Annotated in this window: 25 protein-coding genes and 1 tRNA gene; 16 read left to right on the plus strand and 10 right to left on the minus strand. The window is 64.2% G+C overall.

Annotated features, from left to right (window positions below):
• Nucleotides 1-98 precede the first annotated feature (98 nt).
• The 10 genes from murA (at nt 99) to P6U23_RS03605 (ending at nt 6,576) form a co-directional block, all read left to right on the plus strand.
• Nucleotides 99-1,388 (plus strand): UDP-N-acetylglucosamine 1-carboxyvinyltransferase, encoded by a 1,290-nt coding sequence (gene murA / locus P6U23_RS03560; protein WP_407178223.1) that lies wholly within the window; start codon nt 99-101, stop codon nt 1,386-1,388.
• An 81-nt stretch (nt 1,389-1,469) separates the two neighbouring features.
• A complete protein-coding gene (locus P6U23_RS03565; RefSeq protein WP_407178224.1) occupies nt 1,470-1,907 on the plus strand; it encodes a DUF2948 family protein in 438 nt (145 codons plus the stop codon).
• A 235-nt stretch (nt 1,908-2,142) separates the two neighbouring features.
• On the plus strand, nt 2,143-3,438 hold the full coding sequence (gene hisD, locus P6U23_RS03570; RefSeq protein WP_407178225.1) for a histidinol dehydrogenase: 1,296 nt from the start codon (nt 2,143-2,145) through the stop codon (nt 3,436-3,438).
• Nucleotides 3,439-3,445: 7 nt separating this feature from the next.
• Nucleotides 3,446-3,943, plus strand: coding sequence for a UPF0262 family protein (locus P6U23_RS03575; protein ID WP_407178226.1), 498 nt, complete (start codon nt 3,446-3,448; stop codon nt 3,941-3,943).
• 6 nt (nt 3,944-3,949) lie between these two features.
• Nucleotides 3,950-4,414: a low molecular weight phosphatase family protein gene (locus P6U23_RS03580; protein WP_407178227.1), complete on the plus strand. Its 465-nt coding sequence runs from the start codon at nt 3,950-3,952 to the stop codon at nt 4,412-4,414.
• A 210-nt stretch (nt 4,415-4,624) separates the two neighbouring features.
• Entirely contained in the window at nt 4,625-5,254 is a 630-nt protein-coding gene (locus tag P6U23_RS03585) for a Maf-like protein (protein ID WP_024510064.1), read from the plus strand.
• Nucleotide 5,255: 1 nt separating this feature from the next.
• Nucleotides 5,256-5,435 carry a DNA gyrase inhibitor YacG gene (gene yacG, locus P6U23_RS03590; protein ID WP_407178228.1) on the plus strand — a complete coding sequence of 60 codons (180 nt, stop codon included), beginning with the start codon at nt 5,256-5,258 and terminating at the stop codon, nt 5,433-5,435.
• Nucleotides 5,436-5,617: 182 nt separating this feature from the next.
• A tRNA-Phe gene (locus P6U23_RS03595) sits at nt 5,618-5,693 on the plus strand.
• A gap of 188 nt (nt 5,694-5,881) precedes the next feature.
• Complete coding sequence (locus P6U23_RS03600) at nt 5,882-6,118, plus strand: hypothetical protein (RefSeq protein ID WP_407178229.1); 237 nt, start codon at nt 5,882-5,884, stop codon at nt 6,116-6,118.
• Complete coding sequence (locus P6U23_RS03605) at nt 6,115-6,576, plus strand: PIN domain-containing protein (protein ID WP_407178230.1); 462 nt, start codon at nt 6,115-6,117, stop codon at nt 6,574-6,576. The genes P6U23_RS03600 and P6U23_RS03605 overlap by 4 nt, the downstream gene beginning before the upstream one ends.
• Before the next feature lie 90 nt (nt 6,577-6,666).
• Here the strand turns inward: P6U23_RS03605 and P6U23_RS03610 are convergent, their stop codons facing one another.
• Entirely contained in the window at nt 6,667-7,119 is a 453-nt protein-coding gene (locus tag P6U23_RS03610; RefSeq protein WP_407178231.1) for a GbsR/MarR family transcriptional regulator, read from the minus strand.
• Nucleotides 7,120-7,203: 84 nt separating this feature from the next.
• Here P6U23_RS03610 and P6U23_RS03615 point away from each other — a divergent pair, with 84 nt between their 5' ends.
• On the plus strand, nt 7,204-7,863 hold the full coding sequence (locus P6U23_RS03615) for a methyltransferase family protein (protein WP_407178232.1): 660 nt from the start codon (nt 7,204-7,206) through the stop codon (nt 7,861-7,863).
• Nucleotides 7,864-7,885: 22 nt separating this feature from the next.
• Here the strand turns inward: P6U23_RS03615 and P6U23_RS03620 are convergent, their stop codons facing one another.
• The 3 genes from P6U23_RS03620 to P6U23_RS03630 all read right to left on the minus strand — a co-directional run bounded on the left by P6U23_RS03620 (nt 7,886) and on the right by P6U23_RS03630 (nt 9,095).
• Nucleotides 7,886-8,317 carry a hypothetical protein gene (locus P6U23_RS03620; protein ID WP_407178233.1) on the minus strand — a complete coding sequence of 144 codons (432 nt, stop codon included), beginning with the start codon at nt 8,315-8,317 and terminating at the stop codon, nt 7,886-7,888.
• Nucleotides 8,318-8,433: 116 nt separating this feature from the next.
• Complete coding sequence (locus P6U23_RS03625; RefSeq protein WP_407178234.1) at nt 8,434-8,865, minus strand: TA system VapC family ribonuclease toxin; 432 nt, start codon at nt 8,863-8,865, stop codon at nt 8,434-8,436.
• A complete protein-coding gene (locus tag P6U23_RS03630) occupies nt 8,862-9,095 on the minus strand; it encodes a hypothetical protein (protein ID WP_407178235.1) in 234 nt (77 codons plus the stop codon). Before P6U23_RS03630 ends, P6U23_RS03625 begins: the two co-directional genes overlap by 4 nt.
• 835 nt (nt 9,096-9,930) lie before the next feature.
• On the opposite strand from P6U23_RS03630, the gene P6U23_RS03635 reads away from it, so the two are divergent.
• A complete protein-coding gene (locus tag P6U23_RS03635) occupies nt 9,931-12,054 on the plus strand; it encodes a tetratricopeptide repeat protein (RefSeq protein ID WP_407178236.1) in 2,124 nt (707 codons plus the stop codon).
• 55 nt (nt 12,055-12,109) lie between these two features.
• Here the strand turns inward: P6U23_RS03635 and P6U23_RS03640 are convergent, their stop codons facing one another.
• The 3 genes from P6U23_RS03640 to P6U23_RS03650 all read right to left on the minus strand — a co-directional run bounded on the left by P6U23_RS03640 (nt 12,110) and on the right by P6U23_RS03650 (nt 14,580).
• Nucleotides 12,110-12,730 (minus strand): hypothetical protein, encoded by a 621-nt coding sequence (locus tag P6U23_RS03640; protein WP_407178237.1) that lies wholly within the window; start codon nt 12,728-12,730, stop codon nt 12,110-12,112.
• Between the two features lie 246 nt (nt 12,731-12,976).
• The gene (locus P6U23_RS03645; RefSeq protein ID WP_407178238.1) at nt 12,977-13,987 is read right to left on the minus strand and encodes an aldo/keto reductase; all 1,011 of its coding nucleotides are present in this window, start codon (nt 13,985-13,987) and stop codon (nt 12,977-12,979) included.
• A 167-nt stretch (nt 13,988-14,154) separates the two neighbouring features.
• On the minus strand, nt 14,155-14,580 hold the full coding sequence (locus tag P6U23_RS03650; RefSeq protein WP_407178239.1) for a PaaI family thioesterase: 426 nt from the start codon (nt 14,578-14,580) through the stop codon (nt 14,155-14,157).
• 70 nt (nt 14,581-14,650) lie between these two features.
• On the opposite strand from P6U23_RS03650, the gene P6U23_RS03655 reads away from it, so the two are divergent.
• Together P6U23_RS03655 and P6U23_RS03660 are read left to right on the plus strand one after the other, a co-directional pair.
• Nucleotides 14,651-15,277, plus strand: a complete 627-nt coding sequence (locus P6U23_RS03655) for an NUDIX hydrolase (protein WP_407178240.1) — start codon at nt 14,651-14,653, stop codon at nt 15,275-15,277.
• A 27-nt stretch (nt 15,278-15,304) separates the two neighbouring features.
• A complete protein-coding gene (locus tag P6U23_RS03660) occupies nt 15,305-16,501 on the plus strand; it encodes a hypothetical protein (RefSeq protein WP_407178241.1) in 1,197 nt (398 codons plus the stop codon).
• A gap of 26 nt (nt 16,502-16,527) precedes the next feature.
• Here P6U23_RS03660 and P6U23_RS03665 read toward each other — a convergent pair whose 3' ends face one another.
• Complete coding sequence (locus P6U23_RS03665) at nt 16,528-16,830, minus strand: hypothetical protein (RefSeq protein WP_407181772.1); 303 nt, start codon at nt 16,828-16,830, stop codon at nt 16,528-16,530.
• A gap of 210 nt (nt 16,831-17,040) precedes the next feature.
• Between P6U23_RS03665 and P6U23_RS03670 the strand changes: the two genes are divergently transcribed.
• Nucleotides 17,041-17,523: a hypothetical protein gene (locus tag P6U23_RS03670; RefSeq protein WP_407178242.1), complete on the plus strand. Its 483-nt coding sequence runs from the start codon at nt 17,041-17,043 to the stop codon at nt 17,521-17,523.
• A 316-nt stretch (nt 17,524-17,839) separates the two neighbouring features.
• On the opposite strand, the gene P6U23_RS03675 is transcribed toward P6U23_RS03670, so the two are convergent.
• Nucleotides 17,840-19,015 (minus strand): YncE family protein, encoded by a 1,176-nt coding sequence (locus tag P6U23_RS03675; protein WP_407178243.1) that lies wholly within the window; start codon nt 19,013-19,015, stop codon nt 17,840-17,842.
• 190 nt (nt 19,016-19,205) lie between these two features.
• Between P6U23_RS03675 and P6U23_RS03680 the strand changes: the two genes are divergently transcribed.
• A complete protein-coding gene (locus P6U23_RS03680) occupies nt 19,206-20,006 on the plus strand; it encodes an SDR family NAD(P)-dependent oxidoreductase (RefSeq protein ID WP_407178244.1) in 801 nt (266 codons plus the stop codon).
• A gap of 7 nt (nt 20,007-20,013) precedes the next feature.
• Here the strand turns inward: P6U23_RS03680 and P6U23_RS03685 are convergent, their stop codons facing one another.
• Nucleotides 20,014-21,558 (minus strand): cation:proton antiporter, encoded by a 1,545-nt coding sequence (locus P6U23_RS03685; protein ID WP_407178245.1) that lies wholly within the window; start codon nt 21,556-21,558, stop codon nt 20,014-20,016.
• Between the last annotated feature and the right edge of the window lie 116 nt (nt 21,559-21,674).

The following is a 21,674-nucleotide window of genomic DNA, read 5'->3' on the forward strand; positions in this document are numbered from 1 at the left end:
AAGGAACGGGGTACGCGGCCCATTAAATCGCCGCAAAGGTGGGAGCTTTTGGGCTCTCACCTTTCCCTATACTTCCCGGCCAGTTTCAGGACATTCGTATGGATCGCATTCGCATCGTCGGCGGCAAGCAGCTCAACGGCACCATTCCGATTTCGGGAGCGAAGAATGCCGCGCTGCCGCTGATGATCGCTGCGCTTCTGACCGAGGACACGCTGGTCCTCGACAATGTCCCGCGGCTTGCGGATGTCGCGCTCCTGCAGCGCATTCTCGGCAATCACGGCGTCGATATCACTGCGGTCGGCAAGCGCGTGGGTGACCGCGAATATCAGGGCCAGACCTTGCGCATCTCCGCAGCCAACATCATCGACACCACCGCGCCCTACGAGCTGGTGTCGCGCATGCGCGCGAGCTTTTGGGTGGTCGCGCCGCTCGTGGCGCGGATGCGGGAGGCACGGGTCTCGCTGCCAGGCGGCTGTGCCATCGGCACGCGGCCCGTCGACCTCCTGATGATGGCGCTGGAGCGGCTGGGCGCGCAGCTCTCGATCGACGGCGGCTATGTGATCGCGAAGGCCCCCGGCGGGCTGCGCGGCGCGACAATCGAATTTCCCAAGGTGACGGTCGGCGGCACCCATGTCGCCGTCATGGCGGCGGCGCTCGCGAAGGGCACCAGCGTGATCTCCAACGCCGCCTGCGAGCCGGAGATTGCCGATCTCGCTGCTTGTCTGAACAAGATGGGCGCGCGCATTGCAGGCGCCGGCACGCCGCGCATCACCATCGAAGGCGTCGAGGCCCTGCACGGCGCGCAGCACACCGTGCTTTCGGACCGGATCGAGGCCGGCACCTATGCCATTGCCGTGGCAACGACCGGCGGCGACGTGCAGCTTGCGGGCGCGCAGGCCGAGCTCTTGCAGTCCCCGCTCGAGGTGCTGCGCCAGACCGGCGCGGAGATTTCGGTCAATGCCGAGGGCATCCGCGTCGTCCGCAACGGCGCCGGCATCCGCCCGGTGAGCGTCTCGACCGCGCCGTTCCCCGGCTTTCCCACCGATCTGCAGGCGCAGCTCATGGCGCTGATGATCTGCGCGCAAGGCTCGTCCGAGATCACCGAGACCATCTTCGAGAACCGCTTCATGCATGTGCAGGAACTGGCGCGGTTCGGTGCGCGTATTAATCTCGACGGCGAGACCGCCAGGATCGAAGGCATCGCGCGTCTGCGCGGCGCCCCCGTGATGGCGACCGATCTGCGCGCCTCGGTGTCGCTGGTGATCGCCGGTCTTGCCGCCGAGGGCGAGACCATGGTCAATCGCGTCTATCACCTCGATCGCGGCTTCGAGCGGCTCGAGGAAAAATTGAAGGGATGCGGCGCCTCGATCAGCCGCATCAGCGATTAGGGCATGATCCGGGGACGTGTGCAGCCGTCTCCGAAGAAGACCATGCCCGGAGCATGAACGGATTCTCATGGGAGCGATACCGTGTCTCCCCAGCTCAAGCTGATCGCGCTGGATGAAGACGATCTCGCCGTCATCTCGGCGCATGTGCAGGATGCGCGCGTGCAGCTTTCCGACATCATCTGGCGCCAGGGCGAAAAACGGCTGGTGATCGGCATGAGCCGGCTGGATTGGGACCAGACGCTGGAGGGCGAAACCGCGCCGCGTCGCCTGGTCGCCGCGTTGCGTTTCGACCGGGTGCTGGCCTGCAAGTCGCGCAATATCGATCTTGCCGCACCCGGCGCTGTGCTCGACCTGATTGGGATCGAGTTTCACCCCGCTGAGCCGCCCTCGGGCTGCGCGCTGCTCTTGTTTGCCGACGGCAAGGCGCTGCGGCTCGAGCTCGAATGCCTGGAATGCGAGCTGACCGACCTCGGTGCCGATGATCTCGGCACCAGCGCGATAGGGGAGGGTGGGCTGTAGGGCGGATCTTTGCTGTCGTCCCGGGCAAAGCGCGACCCGGGATCCATACCGCGGAATCCATCCGCCGAGGTGCGGTGGTCGACGTCCTTCGCCAAACGAAGGCCGGTGGTTATGGGTCCCGGCTTTTCGCCGGGACGACGACGGTCTTTAGAGCCCGCCGAGGGTTGACGCGGCGCACCCGCCGCGCCATTGAGCGGAGGGTTATTTGACCGAATCCCGCCCGGAAAGCCGCAAAATGCCCATCAGACTGGATCGCAGCAGCGCCGATTTCGACCAGCGATTTCGCGAATTCCTCGCCGCCAAGCGCGAGGTCTCCGCCGACGTCGAAGCGGCCGCGCGCGCCATCGTCACCGATGTCGCCGCGCGCGGTGACGCCGCGCTGATCGAGGCGACGAAGAAATTCGACCGGCTCGATCTCGATGCCGGCGGCTTGCGCGTGACCGCTGCCGAGATCGAGGCCGCCGTGAAGGCCTGCGATCCGGCCACGCTGGACGCGCTCAAATTCGCCCGCGACCGCATCGAGGTCTTTCATTCGCGGCAACTGCCGAAGGACGAGCGCTTTACCGATGCCGTCGGCGTCGAACTCGGCTGGCGCTGGAGCGCGATCGAATCGGCCGGGCTCTATGTTCCCGGCGGCACCGCCGCCTATCCGTCCTCGGTGCTGATGAATGCAGTGCCGGCCAAGGTTGCGGGCGTGTCGCGCCTCGTGATGGTGGTGCCGGCGCCGGGCGGCAAGCTCAACCCGCTGGTGCTGGCGGCCGCGCATCTTGGCGGGGTTTCCGAAATCTACCGCGTCGGCGGCGCGCAGGCGATCGCGGCGCTCGCCTATGGCACCGCGACGATTGCACCTGTGGCGAAGATCGTCGGGCCCGGCAACGCCTATGTCGCCGCGGCGAAACGGCTGGTGTTCGGCAAGGTCGGCATCGACATGATCGCCGGTCCCTCCGAGGTCCTGATCGTCGCCGACGACACCGGCAATGCGGACTGGATCGCCGCCGATCTCCTGGCGCAGGCCGAGCATGACGAAAGCGCGCAGTCGATCCTGATCACCTGCTCGCGGCAGCTTGCCGATGACGTCGCGCGCGCGGTGGAGGCGCAGCTTGCGACCCTGCCGCGCGCAAAAATCGCGGGCCGCTCCTGGGAGGACTTTGGCGCCATTATCCTGGTGAGCAATCTCGCCGATGTGGTGCCGCTGGCGGACGCGATTGCGGCCGAGCATCTGGAGATCATGACCGCGGATCCGGAAGGGTTTGCCGCGAGCATTCGCAACGCGGGCGCGATCTTCTTAGGGCTCCATACGCCGGAGGCGATCGGCGATTACGTCGGCGGCTCCAACCATGTGCTCCCCACGGCGCGCTCGGCGCGCTTCTCCTCGGGGCTTTCCGTGCTCGATTTCATGAAGCGGACCTCGCTTCTGAAATGCGGCCCGGACCAGTTGCGCGCCCTGGGGCCGGCGGCGATGACGCTGGGCGAGGCCGAGGGGCTTCACGCGCATGCGCGCTCGGTTGGCTTGCGTCTCAATCTGCCATGAACCCGTCATGACCACGTCGACGCCCAAGGACGATTCCAAAAATTGCGTCGTCGCGGTGACGCTCGATGAGGAATCGATCGGGCGTTCGGGCCCCGACATCGAGCATGAGCGCGCGATCGCGATCTACGACCTGATCGAGCAGAACCTGTTCGCGCCCGACGGCGCTGAGGGCAAGGGGCCGTTCAAGCTGCATATCGGCATCACCGGCAACCGGTTGATGTTCGACATCCGCCAGGTGGACGATACGCCCGTCGTGGCGCATCTGCTGTCGCTGACGCCGTTCCGCCGCATCGTCAAAGATTATTTCATGATCTGCGACAGCTACTATCAGGCGATCCGCACCGCGACGCCGGACAAGATCGAGGCCATCGACATGGGCCGTCGCGGCATCCATGACGAGGGCTCGCGCACGCTGCAGGAGCGCTTGAAGGGCAAGGTGCGCATCGATTTCGAGACCGCGCGGCGGCTGTTCACGCTGATCACCGTGCTGCATTGGAAGGGATAACCTTCGATGGCGCCGCCGCGCGCGCGCAATCCGCAGTCCGTCTTGTTCGCATGCGGGCAGAACAGCGTGCGTTCGCCGATGGCCGCGAGCCTGTTGCACCAGATGTTCCCGCAGGCGATTTACGTCCGCTCCGCCGGCGTCAAGAAGGGCGAGCTCGATCCGTTCGCGGTCGCCGTGATGGCCGAGCTGGATCAGGATATCTCGGGTCACAAGCCCATGACCTTCGAGGAGCTGGAGGACTGGGAAGGGCTCAATTTCGACCTCATCATCACGCTCTCGCCCGAGGCGCATCACAGGGCGCTGGAGCTGACGCGCACGCTCGCCGCCGATGTCGAATATTGGCCGACGCAGGATCCGACCGGCGCGGAAGGCAGTCGCGAGCAGAAGCTCGCCGCCTATCGCGAGGTGATGGATTCGCTGCTCGCGCGCATTCGCAAGCGCTTTGCGCGGGGCGGGCCGGCGAACTTGTAGGTTTTCTCTCTTCCCGCAAGCGGGGCGAGCTGAGTTGCGTCCGCGCTGGCGCTCGTAACAACGCCGTCACAGACAGCGGGCAAACGCTTCTTAAGCCAGCAAGCAGCCTGATTCGCGCCCGAGCTTGCCGGGTTGTGAATCCCGCCCCCTTCCGATACGGTCCGCGCGCAATCCTCCTCGAGCTCAATCCCCGCACAGCACAATCCGAGAATGCTTGGCCGTCCCAAACTCGTTCTTGCTTCCGGTTCGCCGCGGCGCCTGGCGCTGCTCAATCAGGCTGGCATCGAGCCGGATGCCCTGCGTCCCGCCGATGTCGACGAGACGCCGCGGCGGGGCGAGCTGCCGCGCGCCTGCGCCAATCGCCTGGCGCGGGCGAAGGCGGAGGCGGCGCTGAAATCGGTGCAGCTCGATGACGAGCTGCGCGGCTCGTTCGTCCTCGCGGCCGACACCGTGGTGGCGGTCGGCCGCCGCATCCTGCCGAAGGCGAATCTGGTGGACGAGGCCGCGCAATGCCTGCGGCTGCTCTCGGGGCGCAACCACCGCGTCTATACCGCGATCTGCCTGGTGACGCCGCGGGAGGGGTTCCGCCAGCGCCTGGTTGAAACCCGCGTGCGCTTCAAGCGGTTGAGCGAGGAGGACATCCAGGCCTATATCGGGAGCGGCGAATGGCGCGGCAAAGCCGGCGGCTATGCCGTGCAGGGGATCGCCGGTTCCTTCGTGGTCAAGATGGTCGGTTCCTACTCCAATGTGGTCGGACTGCCGCTCTATGAATCCGTTACTCTGCTCGCCGGGGAAGGCTTCCCGATCCGCTTCGGCTGGCTCAACACCGCAGCCGTCTGACGTGGAAGGCGGCGCCAAGGGCCGCGCCAAGGCGCGGCCGTGCCCGATCTGCGGCAAGCCCGCCCAAGAGGCCACCCGCCCGTTCTGCTCCAAACGCTGCCGGGACGTCGACCTGAACCGCTGGCTGTCCGGCGCCTATGTCGTGCCCGGCGCCCCCAGTGAGGACGAGGGCGGGGAATAGAGGTGATTTCCCAATAATTTAGGAGAAAAGCAGAGCCGGGCTGCGCCATTTCGGGGGAAAACAAGGAAGCGAGGCGGCGCCTCGCGAAGCCGAAGGCGCAGCGAGGTTTACAGACCCGGCGCGGGCCACTATAAGCGGCCCGCTCGGTGGCCCTCCTTCTTCTCCTTGGGCCCGTTCGAGACGCCCAGGTAGCTCAGTTGGTAGAGCATGCGACTGAAAATCGCAGTGTCGGTGGTTCGATTCCGCCCCTGGGCACCATTCCCCCGCTCAGTCGAACCCGATCTGCGCGCCCGCTGATCAAAGGCGCGAAGGACCGCTTGGGCTCCGGCACATTTCCAGTAATATAACCGGAAACGCCAGGCCGATCCGCAGCAGGAGATATGACCACAAAATCCCAGCGTAAGGCCACCCGTGCGCATCGTCGCCGCGCGGCCGCGCGAGGCCTTGTGCGGGTCGAGGTTCAGACGGCAAAGAAAGATGCCAGCCTTATCCGCGCATTGGCTGAGACGTTGCGTGGCCAGACCGAGCAAGCCGACGCGCTTCGATCCACGCTGGCCAACGCGCTGTTGCATCCCGAGGTCAAGACTGCATTCGACGTCTTTGGCTCGGATCTTCCCGATGAGGCCTTCGCCGGCGTTTTTGACCAGCCGCGCCAGGGGGAGTGGCGCGAGGTTGACTTGTGAAATTCCTGCTCGATACGAATGTGATTTCCGAGATACGCAAGCGCGACCGATCTCACCCGAATGTTGCGCTTTGGGTCAGCCGTACCCCTGTCGAGGAAATCGGGACAAGTGTCCTCGTGCTTGCCGAAATCCGGCGCGGCATCGAATTGAAACGGCGGCGCGACCCGCAGCAGGCGAAAGCTCTCGATCTATGGTTTTCGCAAATGCGGACGCGCCTTGTGGATCGCGTCCTGCCCGTCGACGAAGCGGTCGCCGAATCGTGGGCGCTGCTCGGTGTTCCGAATCCCTTGCCCCTGATCGACGGACTTCTTTGCAGCGACGGCCAAGGTGCACGGATTGACGCTCGTTACCCGCAATATCGCAGATATTGCCGCGACCGGTGTGTCGCTGCTCGATCCGTTTTCCGGATGACGATGGCGAGTCCTTTCAACGCACGTAACCCGCAGGGTGTCCTGTAGGATCGCTGAGGGGTGACGGGCGACGCCGCGCTAACCCGCCCGGCCCGCACTCAATAAAGTGCTTCCACCAGATCGGCGCTTATCGGCAATTTATCGGCCACGCCAATTATCGAGAGCCGCCTTCATAGACTCGCGGATGATACGGTAGAACTCCGCCATCTCTTCCAGCCGTGCGCGGGCTGGTCCGGCGTCGGCAACGGCTCTCCCCGTTTGCAGCAGACTCGACAACGCCTCCAGCATCCGCTCCTGCTCGACGAGCATGCCTTCGTAATTGTCGGACGCATCGTACAAGACGCGCTTGCTGCCGCGCTCGCCCTGGCAGCGGACCAGGCGGTACTTTTCCAGGAGCCGCGCGGCCACGCTGGCGCTGCTCTTGCTCATTTCGAGGTCGGCGGCAATGCGATCGAGCCCCATCGGCTCGGCGCTGAGCAGCAGATAAGCGTAGAGCCGCGCGGCCGTCTGCGGCACACCCCAGGCCATCATGAGGCGGGCCACATCTTCGATGAAGCGCCGCTTGAGTTCCGTCTGCTTCTTATTTGACATGTTCGAGATGTATCGAATATTCTGATCATAAGCAACGATCCTAAACCGCGCCGGCAGAGATGCCGGCACGAACAGGAGGCGGCGATGAAGACCTCACTCATGATGGCAGCTCTGGTCATCGTGCTCACGCTGCTCTATCTCGCCCTTGCTGTCGTAGGCGCCGGCGGCCTGGGCGTCTTTCTCGCACGTCCACAATTCGTGGCGCTCGCGGTCGTCACCCTCGCCCTTGCCGTCGCGGGGCTCGCCAGCCAGGCCGGCATCAGGCGCGGGATGCGCGAAGATCGCGGCAATCGCTGGGTGCTTGCGGTCTTCACGGTGATCGGCCTGCTCCACGGCTATCTTCCCGCCTACACGGACCGGATCGGCTTTTGGACCTTCGGCGGTGATGGCGTTCGCTGGTTCGGCCTGGTGCTCTTCGTCGCGGGCGGCGTGCTGCGTTTATGGCCGGTCTTCGTGCTCGGCCGCCGCTTCAGCGGCCTGGTCGCAATTCAGCCCGGACATTCGCTGGTCACCAGCGGCATCTACAGCAGGATCCGTCACCCGAGCTATCTGGGCGCGCTGGTGTTCATGATTGGCTGGGCGCTGGTTTTCCGCTCGGGAGTCGGCATCCTGCTCACGGCGGTCATGCTCGTGCCGCTCCTCGCCCGCATCGTCTCGGAAGAGCGGTTGTTGCAGTCCCAATTCGGTGCCGAATACGACGCCTTTCGTGCACGCACCTGGCGCCTGGTCCCGTTCGTTTACTGAAAGCGCTCGTCCGGCGGATGCGCTAATCGGTCAGCGGGATTTCATTCACCTCGCACCAGTCGCGCAGGGCCTTCGCGATCGCTTTCGCCTCGAAATCATACCACTTCTCGCGAACGCCTCGGCGATTGAGCAGGGCCTTGAAGCTCTGATAAGCGCCCCTCCCGCCGAAGATGGATCTGACCTCATCGACATCATCGGGCAGGAGCTCGCGGGCGAAGTCGAACGCCAGTTGGCTGCCCAAATCAAGCTTCCGCCGGTCCGGCAGGGTGATGTACTTGTCCTCGTCGTCGATGTCGTCGGGCAGTTCCTCGTCGGGCGTGGCGATCTCCTCGAGATCGGACCGATAACAGATCTTGCCCGTCTCCTTGCATAAAACCATCTCGCACGTACCGGGCGGGCCGGCCATGCCGAAGAGTTCATAGGCGTCGAGCAGTTCCTTGAAGTTGACGGGCATTTGCCAAGACCCTCAAGTCTCTTGTGGGTGGGCGGCTCTCAGATCGTGTCCGGCCGCTCATGATATCAAGCGAAGCTATCGCCTGTCCGTAACTTGCATTATTCCCGCGAGAGCGCTCACGCGGCGAGCGGATTGAGCCACGTGAGCCCCGGAAATCGCGCGAAGTCGCCATCAGTGGAGCACAGCGTGAGCCCGTGCTCGATGGCTAGCGCCGCGAGATGTGCATCCGGTACGAGATTGCCATAAACGCCCGGCAGCGCCAGGAGCTTTGCGAGCACGTCGGCGTGGCGGTCGGTCGGCTCGGGCGCCCACGCCGTTTCCGCCGATAACCAACTTGATACCTGCTCCCACGCCGCGGCCATGGTCAAAGGACTGCGAAACGCCCTTGGGTTCGTTGCAATGCGCAGGAATGCGAGCAGGCTCGACCAGGGGAGCCCGACCGGGGCCGCCCCGTTCAGCTTCTCGTCGAGCCAATCGCGGCTTTGCGCGTGAAGATCAGATGCGGAGTTGCAGGCGTAGAGAAGGATGTTGGCATCGACAAGGATCACTTGAAGCCTTCGCCTTCGAGATGCGCCAGTGCCTCAGCCACGTTGTCGATATTGATGAGAGGTTTGCCCATATCGAATACGCGGGTGCGCAACGCTTTGCGTCTTTGCGGTGCTGCGCTCATGTCCCGCAGGCCGCGCCGCAGCGCTTCATTGACGAGCTCGCGGAAATTTACATCGCGTTCCCGACGGAGGCGCTTGAGCTGCACCGCTACGTCGTCGTCGATGGTCAATGTTGTCCTCATGCATCAAGACATATAAGAATTGATGCTTTGATGTCAATCATGAGACGGAGCTTAGAACGCGGTGGGCGCGCCTAGGCGGGGATTCTCATTCATATTGAAGTCGGACACGAAAGCTGGTTTCGCCCCGTCGGGCCCACCGGTTCAATTTTCCTGCTGCCGCTGCGACTGGCGCCACCTGCAAGGCGCCGAAACGGCTTGCGCCTAAACCTGAAATTTACCGAGCAGAATCAGGCCGATCAGTATCGTCCAGATTGCCGAGGAAAAATAAATCGCTTTGCGAACACCCCAAATCAGTCGCATCTTTCCGCCCGTTCCGCTGCCGATGAAGAGGGGCGTTACGCGTCGTCACGAACGTGGTGCGGAATGCGGTGGACGCTGAGGTGCCGTGAGACGAGCGGCACTGATGCGGACGGCGAAGTCGTGTGGTTCTGGCGCGCCCATGCAGGCGCCAAGTTGGCGACGATGCTTAGGCGTCGCGCCGATGACGGTGGCAACAAGCTCGGTTCACCGGGGAGAGCGCGAAGTAAGCCGTAAAACCACTGCGCAGGGAAGGCCGGTGTGTATCCGCCTGTACCTGTGGTCACGCGCCCTTTGCGCAAGTTTCTTGGCGCGAGGGCCCCGGGTGCAGCGGCCACCCGGCCTTCCCTGCGCCCTCTTTATTTCTGGAGGGACAAGGACGATGCAAGCCTCGGGCGCGAAGCGCGTCGCGAGAATGCCGGTGCCTGGATTGCATGCTGGAGTGGGCCATTCTCAGGTGGTCGCGATCGAGCTGAGCTGCCTGAATAGCCGCGGTCGTCCGTTTAACTCCCATCTGCGAGGTTTTGTGAAGAGGGACGTTGTGGGGCAAGCAGCGGTCGATCGGAAACTGCGAGAGGCGGTCGAACATTATGACGCGGGCCGGGCGGAGCAAGCCGGTGCGCTCTGCGCCGACATTCTCGACCTGCATCCGGACCACGTCCCGGCGCTGCACCTCTCCGCCGTCATCGCTTTCGTCAGCGATCGCGCGGCCGAGGGCGCAAAGCTGCTCGCCCGCGTCTTCAGTCTCGCGCCCGACCATGCGCCGGCGCTTGCCACGCTCGGCGATGCGCTGGCGGTGAAAGGCGAGCAGGAGGGCGCGGCGGCGGCGTTCGAGCGCGCTGTGCTGATGCAGCCGCAGGATGCAGGCCTGCACGCCAAGCTCGGCGCGTCCTTATGCGACCTGTCGCGCTTTGAGGAAGCCGAAGGCAGTTTGCGTCGCGCGCTTGCGCTCGATCCCGAACTGACCCGCGCAGGTTTCAATCTCGCCGTCGCGCTCGCCGGCCAAGGCCGGTTCTCCGAGGCCGAGCAAGCCTACCGCGCCGTACTCGCGCGCGATCCACTCTACCGCGGCGCCTGGCTCAATCTCGGCAACGTTCTCTCCGATCAGAATAAGCTCGAGGAGGCGGTTGCCGCCTATCGCCGGGCGCTATCGGCCGATCCCGGCGATGCCGGCCTGGAGCGCAATCTCGGCGCGGCGCTCTATCAGCAAGGCCGGCTCGAGGACGCGATCGGCCATTACCGCCGCGCGATCGAGCTGGCGCCGGACGATGTCGACGCGCTGCGGCTGCTCGGCCTGACGCTGCATGAGGCGGGACGGCTAGAAGAGGCGGCGCAGGTCTATCGGCAGACGGCTCTCGATCCCGGCGACCACGTCATCCTGAGCAACCTTGCGGCCTGTCTTTGCGAGCTCGGTGAGCTCGACGAGGCCATGATGGCGGTCGAGCTCGCGATCGCACTCAAGCCCGACTATGCAATGGCGCACACCAATCGCGGCATCATCCTGGAGGCGAGGGGCGATATCGACGCAGCGGTCGCCGCGCATCGGCGCGCCATCGAGGTCGACCCCGCCTATGCCAAGGGCCACGCCAATCTGGCGGTTTCGCTGCGCAGCGCGGGCGAGCTCGATGAGGCGCTCCGGGTCTCGCATGTGGCGATTACGCTCGATCCGGATCAGCCGCTGGCGCGATATAATCATGCGCATTTCCTCCTGATGAACGGCGACCTCAGGAACGGCTTCGAAGAGTTTCAGTGGGGCCGTAAATGCAAGCTGTGGTCTCACCACTATCCCGCGTTCAGCGAGGCGGAATGGCAGGGCGAGCCGCTCGACGGCCGCACGCTTTTGTTGTTCTCCGAATATGGGCTGGGCGACGCGCTGCAGCTCGTGCGCTACCTGCCGATCGTGATGGCGATGGGCGGTCCGGTCGTGCTGCAGGTCCAGCCCGCGCTGGTGCCGCTGTTGCGCGACATGCGAGGTGTGACCGTCGTCTCCCGCGGCGAGGCGCTGCCGCCATTCGATCTGCAACTGCCGCTAATGGATCTGCCGCGCGTGTTCGGCACGGAGCTCGACACGATCCCGGCCGCCGTGCCCTATCTGCATCCCGATGCGGACAGGCTTGCCAAGTGGCGCCAGGCGCTTGGCTGCTCGGCGTCGTTGAAAGTCGGCGTGGTCTGGGCCGGCAATCCGCTGCACAAGGGCGATCGGCAGCGTTCGCTGCCGGCGGATGTGCTGCTGCCGCGGCTGGTGACGCCGGGCGTGCAGCTCTTCAGCCTGCAGAAGGAGACGCGCCCCGCGGATGCGCCGGCCATGGCGGCGCTTGGCGGCGATGTTGTTGATCTCGCGCCGGCGCTTGACGATTTCGCCGATACCGCGGCCGCGGTCGCGGCGCTCGATCTCGTCATCGCCGTCGATACGTCGGTTGCGCATCTCGCGGGCGCGCTCGGCCGCCCGGTCTGGCTGCTGCTGCCCTATGCGCTCGATTGGCGTTGGCTGCGGGACCGCGAGGATAGCCCCTGGTATCCGACCATGCGGCTCTTCCGCCAGGAGAGGCCGCGGGCGTGGGAGGGCGTCATCGCGCGCGCCTCCGCCGACCTCGCTCGGGTCGCGGCCGGCGAGCGTCAATTGTTGTGGCCGCCGTCCTCGAGATCCTGAGGGCGCGGCATCGATTTGGAAGAGTATGCAAGAAAGGCTAAGGAGGGCTCATCCCTCAGCGATACGGGTCCTGCCTGATTGTCGGCGCGGACTGCCTGACGCGCCGTATCGTGATCGGCGAGCCGTCGGATTCGAATTGCAGTTGATAGGTCTTGCCGGCTTCGTCGGTGGCCGAGCAGGAGATGCTGGAGACCTGTCCGGCCGCGAAATTGCCGACCTGCTTGCACAGGCCCGAAGAGGACTGCACCACCGGCACCGGCAGCCCATCGACCTTCGGCCGTTCCTTGGATTTCAGCAGCATGCGGTCGATCGCCAGCAGGTAAAGATTTGCCTGCGTGCGGTGGCCGTTCTCGCCGGAGAACGAGATCACGTGGCTCTCGTCGGCGGGATCATCGAGCGGCACGGTAAAATCAGCGCGCCCCTTCTCGCTATGAAAATAGGCGACGGTCTTGCACGTGAAATCGTGCCCGCCGATTTTCAGCGTGCTGCACGAGCCGGACATGAGCGCGTAAAGATCGATGTCCGGGTCGACTTCATCGGGCAACGACTGAGCAAAGGATGTCGTAACAAAGCAAATGCTCGCGATCGCCAAAGCCCGCCGGCAGAGGACCGCGACGATGCCGCTGCGAGTGGGCCGAAGCTTGAACAAGCGCAGTCCAATACGCTTATCAGTCATGTATGGATCAAATACCCCACCTACCGCCCGTACCACCCCGCCCGGGGACCGCGGGCAAATCATGCCTTCAATAGCACGACTTTGGGCAAATCCGGGACAGTAATCATGATCCTTCCCCGTTTACGCCGCTTCTCTCATCGACGGCGCAAGGGAGAGGTAAGTCTCGGTAATCTCTTCCAAAATGTGCCCGCGCAAGGGCGAATTCCTCACTCCGTCCAGGCCCGGCGTCGTCGGCAGGGGTATCGCTCAGCCCGTGCGCGCCCGCCGTCCCTCGATCGGATAGGCCGGATCGTTGTAGCCGGGCGTCGAGGGATGGCCTGTCACCACGAGGCGATCGATCAGCGCCTCGTCGTCCGCCGTGAAACTGTAATCGAGCGCGCGGATGTAGTCGTCCCATTGCTGTTCGGTGCGCGGGCCGGCGATCACCGAGTTCACGAATGCCGAGTTCAGCACCCAGGCGACTGCGAATTGGCCGGCGGTGATGCCTTTGCCCTCCGCGTGCTGCTTGATCTCCTGCGCGAGCTTCAAGGATTCCGGCCGCCATTCCGTCTGCATCATGCGGGTATCGTTGCGCCCCGCGCGCGTGTCCTTGTCGGGCGCGGCGTCAGGCTTGTATTTGCCGGTCAACACGCCGCGCGCGAGCGGGCTATAGGCCACGATGCCGAGCCCGTAATAGCCGCAGGCCGGAAAGTGCTCCACCTCCGGCATGCGGTTCATCGCGTTGTAATAGGGCTGGCTTGCGACGGGGCGGTCGATGCCGAGCCGGTCGCAGATGTTGCAGATTTCGGCGACGCGCCAGGCGCGATAGTTGGAGACGCCGAAATAGCGCACCTTGCCGGCGCGCATGAGTTCGCCCATCGCCCGCACGGTCTCTTCCAGCGGCGTCGCGTGATCTTCCTTATGCAGGTAGTAGATGTCGATATAGTCGGTGCCGAGCCGCTTGAGGCTCTCGTCCGCCGCCTGCAACACCCAGCGCCGCGACAGTCCCCCACGATTTGGATCGTCGCCCATGGGGTTGGCGAGCTTGGTGGCGAGGACCCAGCCTTGCCGGTTATTGGCGATGGCGCGGCCGACCACGTCTTCGGAAGCGCCCTTGTTGTAGGCATCCGCCGTGTCGATGAAGTTGACGCCGGCCTCGCGCGCCTTCGCGATGATCCGCTGCGATGTTGCCTCGTCCGTGGGCCCGCCGAACATCATGGTGCCCAGGCAAATCGGCGAAACCTTCAGGCCGCTGCGGCCGAGCTGGCGGTATTGCATGAGATATCCTCACAACTGCTGAACGGCAGCATAACGGCGCGGCACCGTTGTTGCGAGTGCGCCCCAGGCAGGGCCGCCATTCCGGGGCGGTGCGAAGCACCGAACCCGGAATCTCGAGGTTCCGGGCTCGATGCTTGCGCATCGCCCCGGAACGACGCCCGTACCCTTCACTCGCTCTTCAAAACCTTGAACACGCCATTGGCCGTGGCGATGCAACGGTCATCGACCGTGACCTCCGTCCGGATGAAGATCAGGCTGCGGGTCGAGCGCACCACGCGGGGCCGGGAGATCAGGATTTCGCCGATCTTGCCGGCCTCGACAAAATGCACGTCGAGTTGCACCGTGGCGAGCATCGGCTTGCCGGTGACAAAGCGCGCGGTCATGCCGCAGGTGCGATCGGCAAACGTCATCAGCACGCCGCCCTGCACGAGGCCGCGGCGGTTGTGATGCTTGTCTTCGGTGTGGAGCGCGTATTCATACTCGCCGTCGACGACGCGTTGCCAAAGCGGGCCGACGAGCTGGATGAATCCGGTTGCTTCGACAAGGGACCAGCCGTCGGATTTGAGTTTTGCCGCGACGGCCCTCTCGGTCATTTCGAATTTCCGTTCCCCAGATCTCAGTGCGGTCGTTTCATCGAATGCCGGACTGATGTAGTCAAGCGCCATGAGACCGTTCACTGATACCACGCGGCGGAATATCGCCGCACTCTGTGCCGCGTTCGCGCGAACGGCGCCGGTCGATTCCGCTCCCGCGTTGAAGCGCGCCGCCGTCGTGATCGCGCTCACGGGCGCGAATGAGGCGAGCCAAACGAGCTTCCTGCTGACGCGTCGCGCCGCGGGTCTGCGGGCGCATCGCGCGCAATGGGCATTGCCGGGCGGGCGGTGCGATGCCGGCGAGACGCCGATCGAGGCGGGCCTGCGCGAACTTGATGAAGAGCTCGGGCTGACGCTGACGGCTGATGCGGTGCTTGGCCTGCTCGATGATTATCCGACCCGCTCCGGCTATCTGATCACGCCGGTGGTGGTGTGGGCGGATGGCGGGCAGGCGATCTCGCCGAATGCGCAGGAGGTCGCCTCCGTGCACGAGATTGCCCTTGATACCATCGAGCGCGCGGACGCTTTCGATTTCGTCACCATCCCCGAAAGCACGCGGCGGGTGATCCGCTTTCACTACGAAGGCCGGCTGATCCATGCTCCGACCGCGGCCATGATCTATCAATTCCGCGAGCTGCTGGCCGGGCGCCAGACCCGGGTTGCCGAGCTGGAACAGCCGGTGTTTGCCTGGAAGTAGCCTTGGTTTGCGCTACAACCGATGGCCATGCATCACCGAATGATTCGCTTCCGCCTTTTGACCGCCGCGCTCGCTCTGCCTCTGTTGGCCGTTCCGGCCTTTGCAGTTGACTCCGGGTCCCTCCCGCCGACTGTCGCCGGCGCCATGGCGCAGACGGTCCCGCCTGAGGTCATCCTGGACTATCGCCGCAAGCTCAAGGAATATCTCGAGGCGCGCAACGCCTTTGAGCAGGAGGCGGACGCCTATTGGAACCTGATCGCCGAGAAGCGCCGTGGTCGCAATGCCAAGCGGCGCGATCATCAAGAGATCACGCTTGACGATTACGTGCCGACCCAGCCGCCGGTTTATACCGGTCCGAAGCGGCCGGTGAACCCCGCGCCGGAGATCGAGCCGGAGGCACCGGAGCGTCCGCGCAAACAGCTTCCTGTCATCGCTGACCTGCTGAGAGCGGCGTCCGAGTATTTCCAATGGGCGCCGCAGCGGCCCACCACCGAGATCGAGTTCAAGCGCGCCTATGCCCGCTTCGCCTCGGCCTCGGGGCTCACGCGCGAGCAGGCGGTGCGGGTCTATGCCTTCGAAACCGGCGGCGACGGCAAGCATGACTCGCAGTCGGGCCTGATCCACGGCTCGCGCGCGGTATCGACCGCGATCGGCTACAACCAGTTGCTCACGACCAACACCGTCGAACTCCTGGCCGAGCAGGGCCCCGGCTTCATCAAGGCCTTGGCGCAGAAGGCCGCCAATCTGTCCGGTCCCGCGCGGCAAGCGATGGACCACAAGCTTGCGGTGCTGAAGAAGATGGTGGCCTTGGCGCGCTCGGTGCCGGATGATTGGTCGGCGCATGCGAAGATCGGCGATAGCCCGCAGGGCTGGGCGCTGCATGCGATGGTGCTGGACATCGATGTCGGCCCGATGCTGCAGACCCACAAGCTTTTGACCTCGGTGATCTTCGCGCGCGAGAAAGGCTATATGCGTCCGCTCACGGCCGCCGAACTCGAAATGATGAATCTCACGGGCGACGGCACCGGGTTCGACATGGTGACCATGCCGCAAGCCATGCGAGAACAGGTGCCGACCTCGAATTTCTTCCAACGGAGCGGCTATGAGCGCAACCCGGTGGCGGTCCGCCACAACACGGTGGCAAAATTGCTAGCGGTTACCGATGCGCGAATGGACGCCAACAGCAAACAAGCCGGCGCAAAGGAATTGGCCGCGGCGTTCTAGTATCTCCGTCGTGCGGTCCGGAACACTCAATCCGATCCGAACATGAAGGTGCCGTCGCTTTCCAGATACGGTCCCCTGCGCATATAGAGCTCCCCATTCTGGCCGATGAAGAACAGCGTGCCTTTCGGCACCTTCCTCGCGCCCTTGAAGAGCAGGCCCGCGTTGTTGGTGCCCATCTTGTAGGTGAGCAGCTTGCCGTCCTTGCTATAGGCGTAACCCGTGTCGTGCTTGAGCTCCCATGGCGCTGGCGCTGAGGCTTGCGCCCACGCCGCCGCTACAGTTGCGCTCAACACGATGGCGCCAAGAAATGCCTCTGTCGCAAATCGCATCATGGTCGTTCTCCGTCCCCGAAGTTGGGCCGGCCTTGAACAAATCGCGAACGTTGTTGTGGCATCAACACGACGCGATGATCACAGGCGGTCATGGCCACGTATCACCTATCGCGTATGAGTTTGTGATTTCCCGTTGGTTGTCTCGCGACTATCTTCCGCATTTCCGTTAAGGCAATTCGACAAAAGCAGATGATAGGGATGATTCGAATGAACCACGTCATAAGAATTTCCGGAGGGGCTTTGTTGGCGCTATCGACGCTGGTTGCCGCGGCCAAGGCCGACGAATTGTTCAAGCTCGCCAACAATCAGAGGATCTCGTGCAGCCGAGGCCTTGCCCCCGGAAAGCTCAATACCGCCACCTGCAAGTCCTACACCTATATCTTCAACACCAGGACGTCGGAATATTATCGCTGCCAGGTTTCGCTCGCGCTGACGCGCGACAACAAGGAAGTCATCAACGTGCAGACCGACGGCAGTTGCAGCAAGAAGCCGCGGATTTTCGAGACCGATTCCCATTACGCATTCGACGCCACCGAGACCGAGCCGCCGAACACCAATTCGTTTTTCGGCCAGGGCGGCTACTCGATCTGGGCCGCCGACACCACGCAGCAGAAGGTGCGCGGCTGCATCACGATTTCATCCGGGCTCGGCTCCGACATCTCGAAATGCCTGGATATGACGTTCCAGTGAGGGGCGGATCGCGGACGGTCGATCCGCGCGCGTTCACCTCTCCCCGCAAGCGGCAACGCAATCGCATATACGGATCTCGCTGCAGCTCGGTGCGCCTTATCTGGTCGGTTAGCCCACAAATTCGTCATGCCCGGCCTTGTGCCGGGCATTTACGTCTTGGTTCGCGCGAGAGAAAGGCGTGGATGGCCGGGTCAAGCCCGGCCATGACGATGCGGAAACATCGGCGCAAAAATCCGGCGGCGCCATATGCGATAGCCCTGCCGCAAGCGGGGAGAGGGAGCACCCCGTTCTTCGTTTTCAAGCCGGGCAGCGACGCTCAATGTCCCATCCGCGCCGAGGCGGGATGGCCGGGGACCTGGAAACGCTTGCCGGTATCGGTGACCTTGGTGCCGTTGACCTTCAGGATGGAAAAATCGTTGCTCAGGAAGTTGCCGGCCAAGAGGTATTTGCCATCCGGCGTGAACACGACGGCCTCCGGCAATCCGCCGACCTCGATGTCCTGGGTCTTGGTCACCTTCTTGCCGTCGATCTTCAGGATCGAGAGGCTGCCGTCCTTGTGATAGAAGAACGCTTTCTTCATGTTGGAGCCACGCAGGATGGCGGCGACCGCGAGATCGCCCTGGGGGCTCATTGCAAGCCCTTCAGGCCCGTCGCCAACCACGACGCGGTCGATGATGCGCGGCGGATTGGCTTCGAGGTCGACCACGCTCGTGGTGTCGACGCTGCCGTCGGAGGAGCCTGCGCCGCCATTGTCCGATGTCAGCGCGAGCTTGCCGTTGGGCGACACCACGACGTTATAGGGCCATTGTCCGGTCGGCAGGTCGATCTTGCTGTAGGTCACCTTGCCATTGGCGATATCGAGCACCGACAGCTTGTGCGCGGGAAAGCGCGTCGCCAGCGCCCGCTTGCCGTCGGGTGTGAACACGACATGCGAGACGCTGTCCGGCATCTGTACCGTATCGGTGACCTTGACGTCGGTGCCGTTGACCGAAAGCACGCTGATGGAGTTGTCGGCGCGGTTGGCGACCAGCGCCATCTTGCCGTCCGGGCTGAAGCTCAGGCCCGAGGACTGCTTGCCGCCGGTGATGGTCGCGGCGAGCTTCGGTGGGTTCGCCTTGAGGTCGATGACATAGATCTTGTTGTCCGGCACCTGTTTCAGCGCCTCGCCGTCCTTGACGACGTCGACGGAGTCGGCGACCAGCGCAACCGAGCCTGAGGGGTCGATATCGACATTGACCGGCGGTCCGACCACCGAGTTCTTCAACGGCAGGCTCGCGACAATTTTTGGGCTCTCCGGACTGGCGAGGTCGACGATCAGCACCTGGTCCTTGCCGGGCGCTGAGAGGATCGGCTTGCCGTCGTCATCCCACACCGTCTTCTCGTCGAGCCCGACGATCATGAAGGGTTTTGCAAGAGCTGAGGTCAGCAGGCTGGAGCCGCAGAGCAGCATCGCGGCTGAAAATGATACGCGGACAAAGCGATTGAATTGCATTATGGCATTCTCCCGGATGGCCGGCATTCTTGGAGGCCGGCTTTCGCGCGCGCCAGACTACGCGGTGAAGCCCGCTCTTGCTAGTAGCGAAAGCGAAGTGAGGCCGCGTCATTCGAACGGCTTGACCCGGCGTGCCCGTTAAGCGAATGGCATGCGCGTCCGATAAGCAGAAACGACAAGGGAGTTCGCGATGGATCGGCTCAAGGGCAAGGTGGCACTGGTGGTGGGCGCCGGCTCGATCGGCCCGGGCTGGGGCAACGGCAAGGCGACTGCGGTTACCTTTGCGCGCGAGGGCGCGCTGGTGCTTTGCGTCGACCGCAACGCCGCGGCAGCCGAGGAGACCGCCAAAATCATCGCCGGCGAAGGGGGCCGGGCGAGCGCGTTCACCGCCGACGTCTCCCGCGCCAGCGAGGTCGAGGCGATGGTTGCCGCCTGTCTCAAGGCTTACGGCCGTATCGACGTGCTGCACAACAATGTCGGCATCGCGGAAATGGGCAGCGTGGTCGATGTGACCGAGGCGGAATGGGACCGGGTCTTCGCGATCAATCTGAAGAGCGCCTATCTCGCCATGAAGCACGTGATCCCGGTCATGGTCGCCCAGGGCGGCGGCTCCATCATCAACATTTCATCGATCGCCTCGATCCGCCATGTCGGCATCTCCTATGTCAGCTACGGCACCAGCAAGGCGGCGATGAACCAGATGACGCGCACCACCGCGGTCGAGTTCGCGAGCAAGCATGTCCGCGTCAACGCCATTTTGCCGGGCCTGATGAAGACGCCGATGGTCGAGCATTCCGCCGGGCTCGCGCAGAGCTATGCGAAGGGCGATGTGGACGCGATGTGGCGCGCCCGCGACGCGCAGGTACCGATGGGCCACATGGGCGACGCCTGGGACGTCGCCAATGCCGCGCTGTTCCTGGCCTCCGACGAGTCCCGCTATATCACCGGCATCGAGCTCGTGGTCGACGGCGGCCTGACCTGCAGGGCGTGAATCCTCGTCAGCCGTGCGCGCCAAGCTCGGCCCGGTCGAGTTCCTCCTCGATCTGATGGAAGGCGTCGTCGCCGATCGCCTCCGATTCCCGCAGGCGCAAGATCGCGTCCCGCGCGGCTGCGATCGCACGCCGTCGAACCGGATCGGCCGGCAGTTCGCCCGTCGCAAGGCCGCCATTGGGATCGCCGTCGGCCTGCAGCAGGAGGCCGCGATATTCGAGCCGCAAAAGCTCGGCTTCCTCGGAAGGATCGCCCTCGATCTCCTCGAGCGCCGCGCGATAGGCCGCGCCGCGCGCGTAGGCCACTTCGCCCGCCATGAAATCATCTTCCTTCAACCGCAGCGCCAGAATGAGCGGCCGCAGCGTCAGGCCCTGAATGATCAGCGATCCCAGCACGACGGCAAAGGCGGTCAGCAGGATCAGATCGCGATAGGGGAAGCCTTCCGGCAGCGCGAAGGCCGCCGCGAGCGTGACAATGCCGCGCATTCCGCACCAGGAGACGATGATGCCGCCCTTCAGTGTCGGCAGCCTGAAGCTTCTGCCCGCGCGGAGCCAGCCTTGCGCGACCAGCGTGCGCACGCTCGTGCCGTAGATTGAGATCCAGACAATGCGGGCGAGAACCACTGCCGCGAGCGCCGAAGCTGCAATTTCAGAATATTGCAGCCGCACCGCATCGTCGAGCCGCGTCCAGATCGGGCGGAGCTGCATGCCAATCAGAATGAAGGCCAGCACGTTGAGGATGAACACCGCGGTTTCCCAGACCGCATACGTCGGCACGCGCAAACGCGCAGGCGTCCGCGCAGGTGCGGTGCGGGCGAGCACGATAGCGTAGACGACAATGGTCAAAATGCCCGATAGCCCGAGATGCTCGGCCACGATCCAGACCGTGAACACGCCGACGAATTGCAGAATGATCGCGCTCGGCGCATCGTCAAAGCGGGGCAGGAGCAGAAACCAAAGTCTGCCGCAGAGATAGCCGGCGGCAACGCTGCCAAGCAGGCCCAGCGCGACCGATGACCCAAACTCGCTCCAGCTCAGATGCTCCATGGCGAAAGCGGTCACGGCAATCCGATAGATCAGGAGCGCGCTGGCATCATTGAGCAGGCTCTCGCCTTCGAGGATCTTCATCAGCCGGTAGGGCAGCTTGACCTGGCGCAGGATGGCGGTTGCGGCCGCCGCATCCGGCGGCGCGACGATGGCGCCGAGCGCGACCGCGGCCGGCCAGGGCATATCTGGCAGCCACCAGCGCACCAGCACGGCGACGGCTGCGGTGGTGACACCCACGGCCGCGACGACCAGCGTCGAGATCGGCAGCCAATTGCGGCGCAGGTCCCGCAACGAGGTGTCGTAGGCGGCATCCATCAGCACCGGCGCGACGAACAGAGCCAATGCGAGCTTAGGCTCCAGTGTCCAGGAGGGACTCGCAGGCACGAAGGCGAGCAGCGCACCGCCGGCCGCGAGGAATGTCGGGTAGGGCACGCGCGCCCGCCGCGCGAGCGCCGACAACACCACCGCGCCGAGCAGCAATGCGATGATCCATTCGAATGTCGTCAAGCAAAATACCCCGGGATCTGCGACCTTGCAGCAGCGACGCGGCAATCTACATCAAAATTCGCATGTATAATGGCGCTGCCGTCGAGCGGCCTGGCTCGACAATATCGCATTCGCGG

Source organism: Bradyrhizobium sp. STM 3562 (assembly GCF_045571435.1).
Lineage (GTDB): Bacteria > Pseudomonadota > Alphaproteobacteria > Rhizobiales > Xanthobacteraceae > Bradyrhizobium.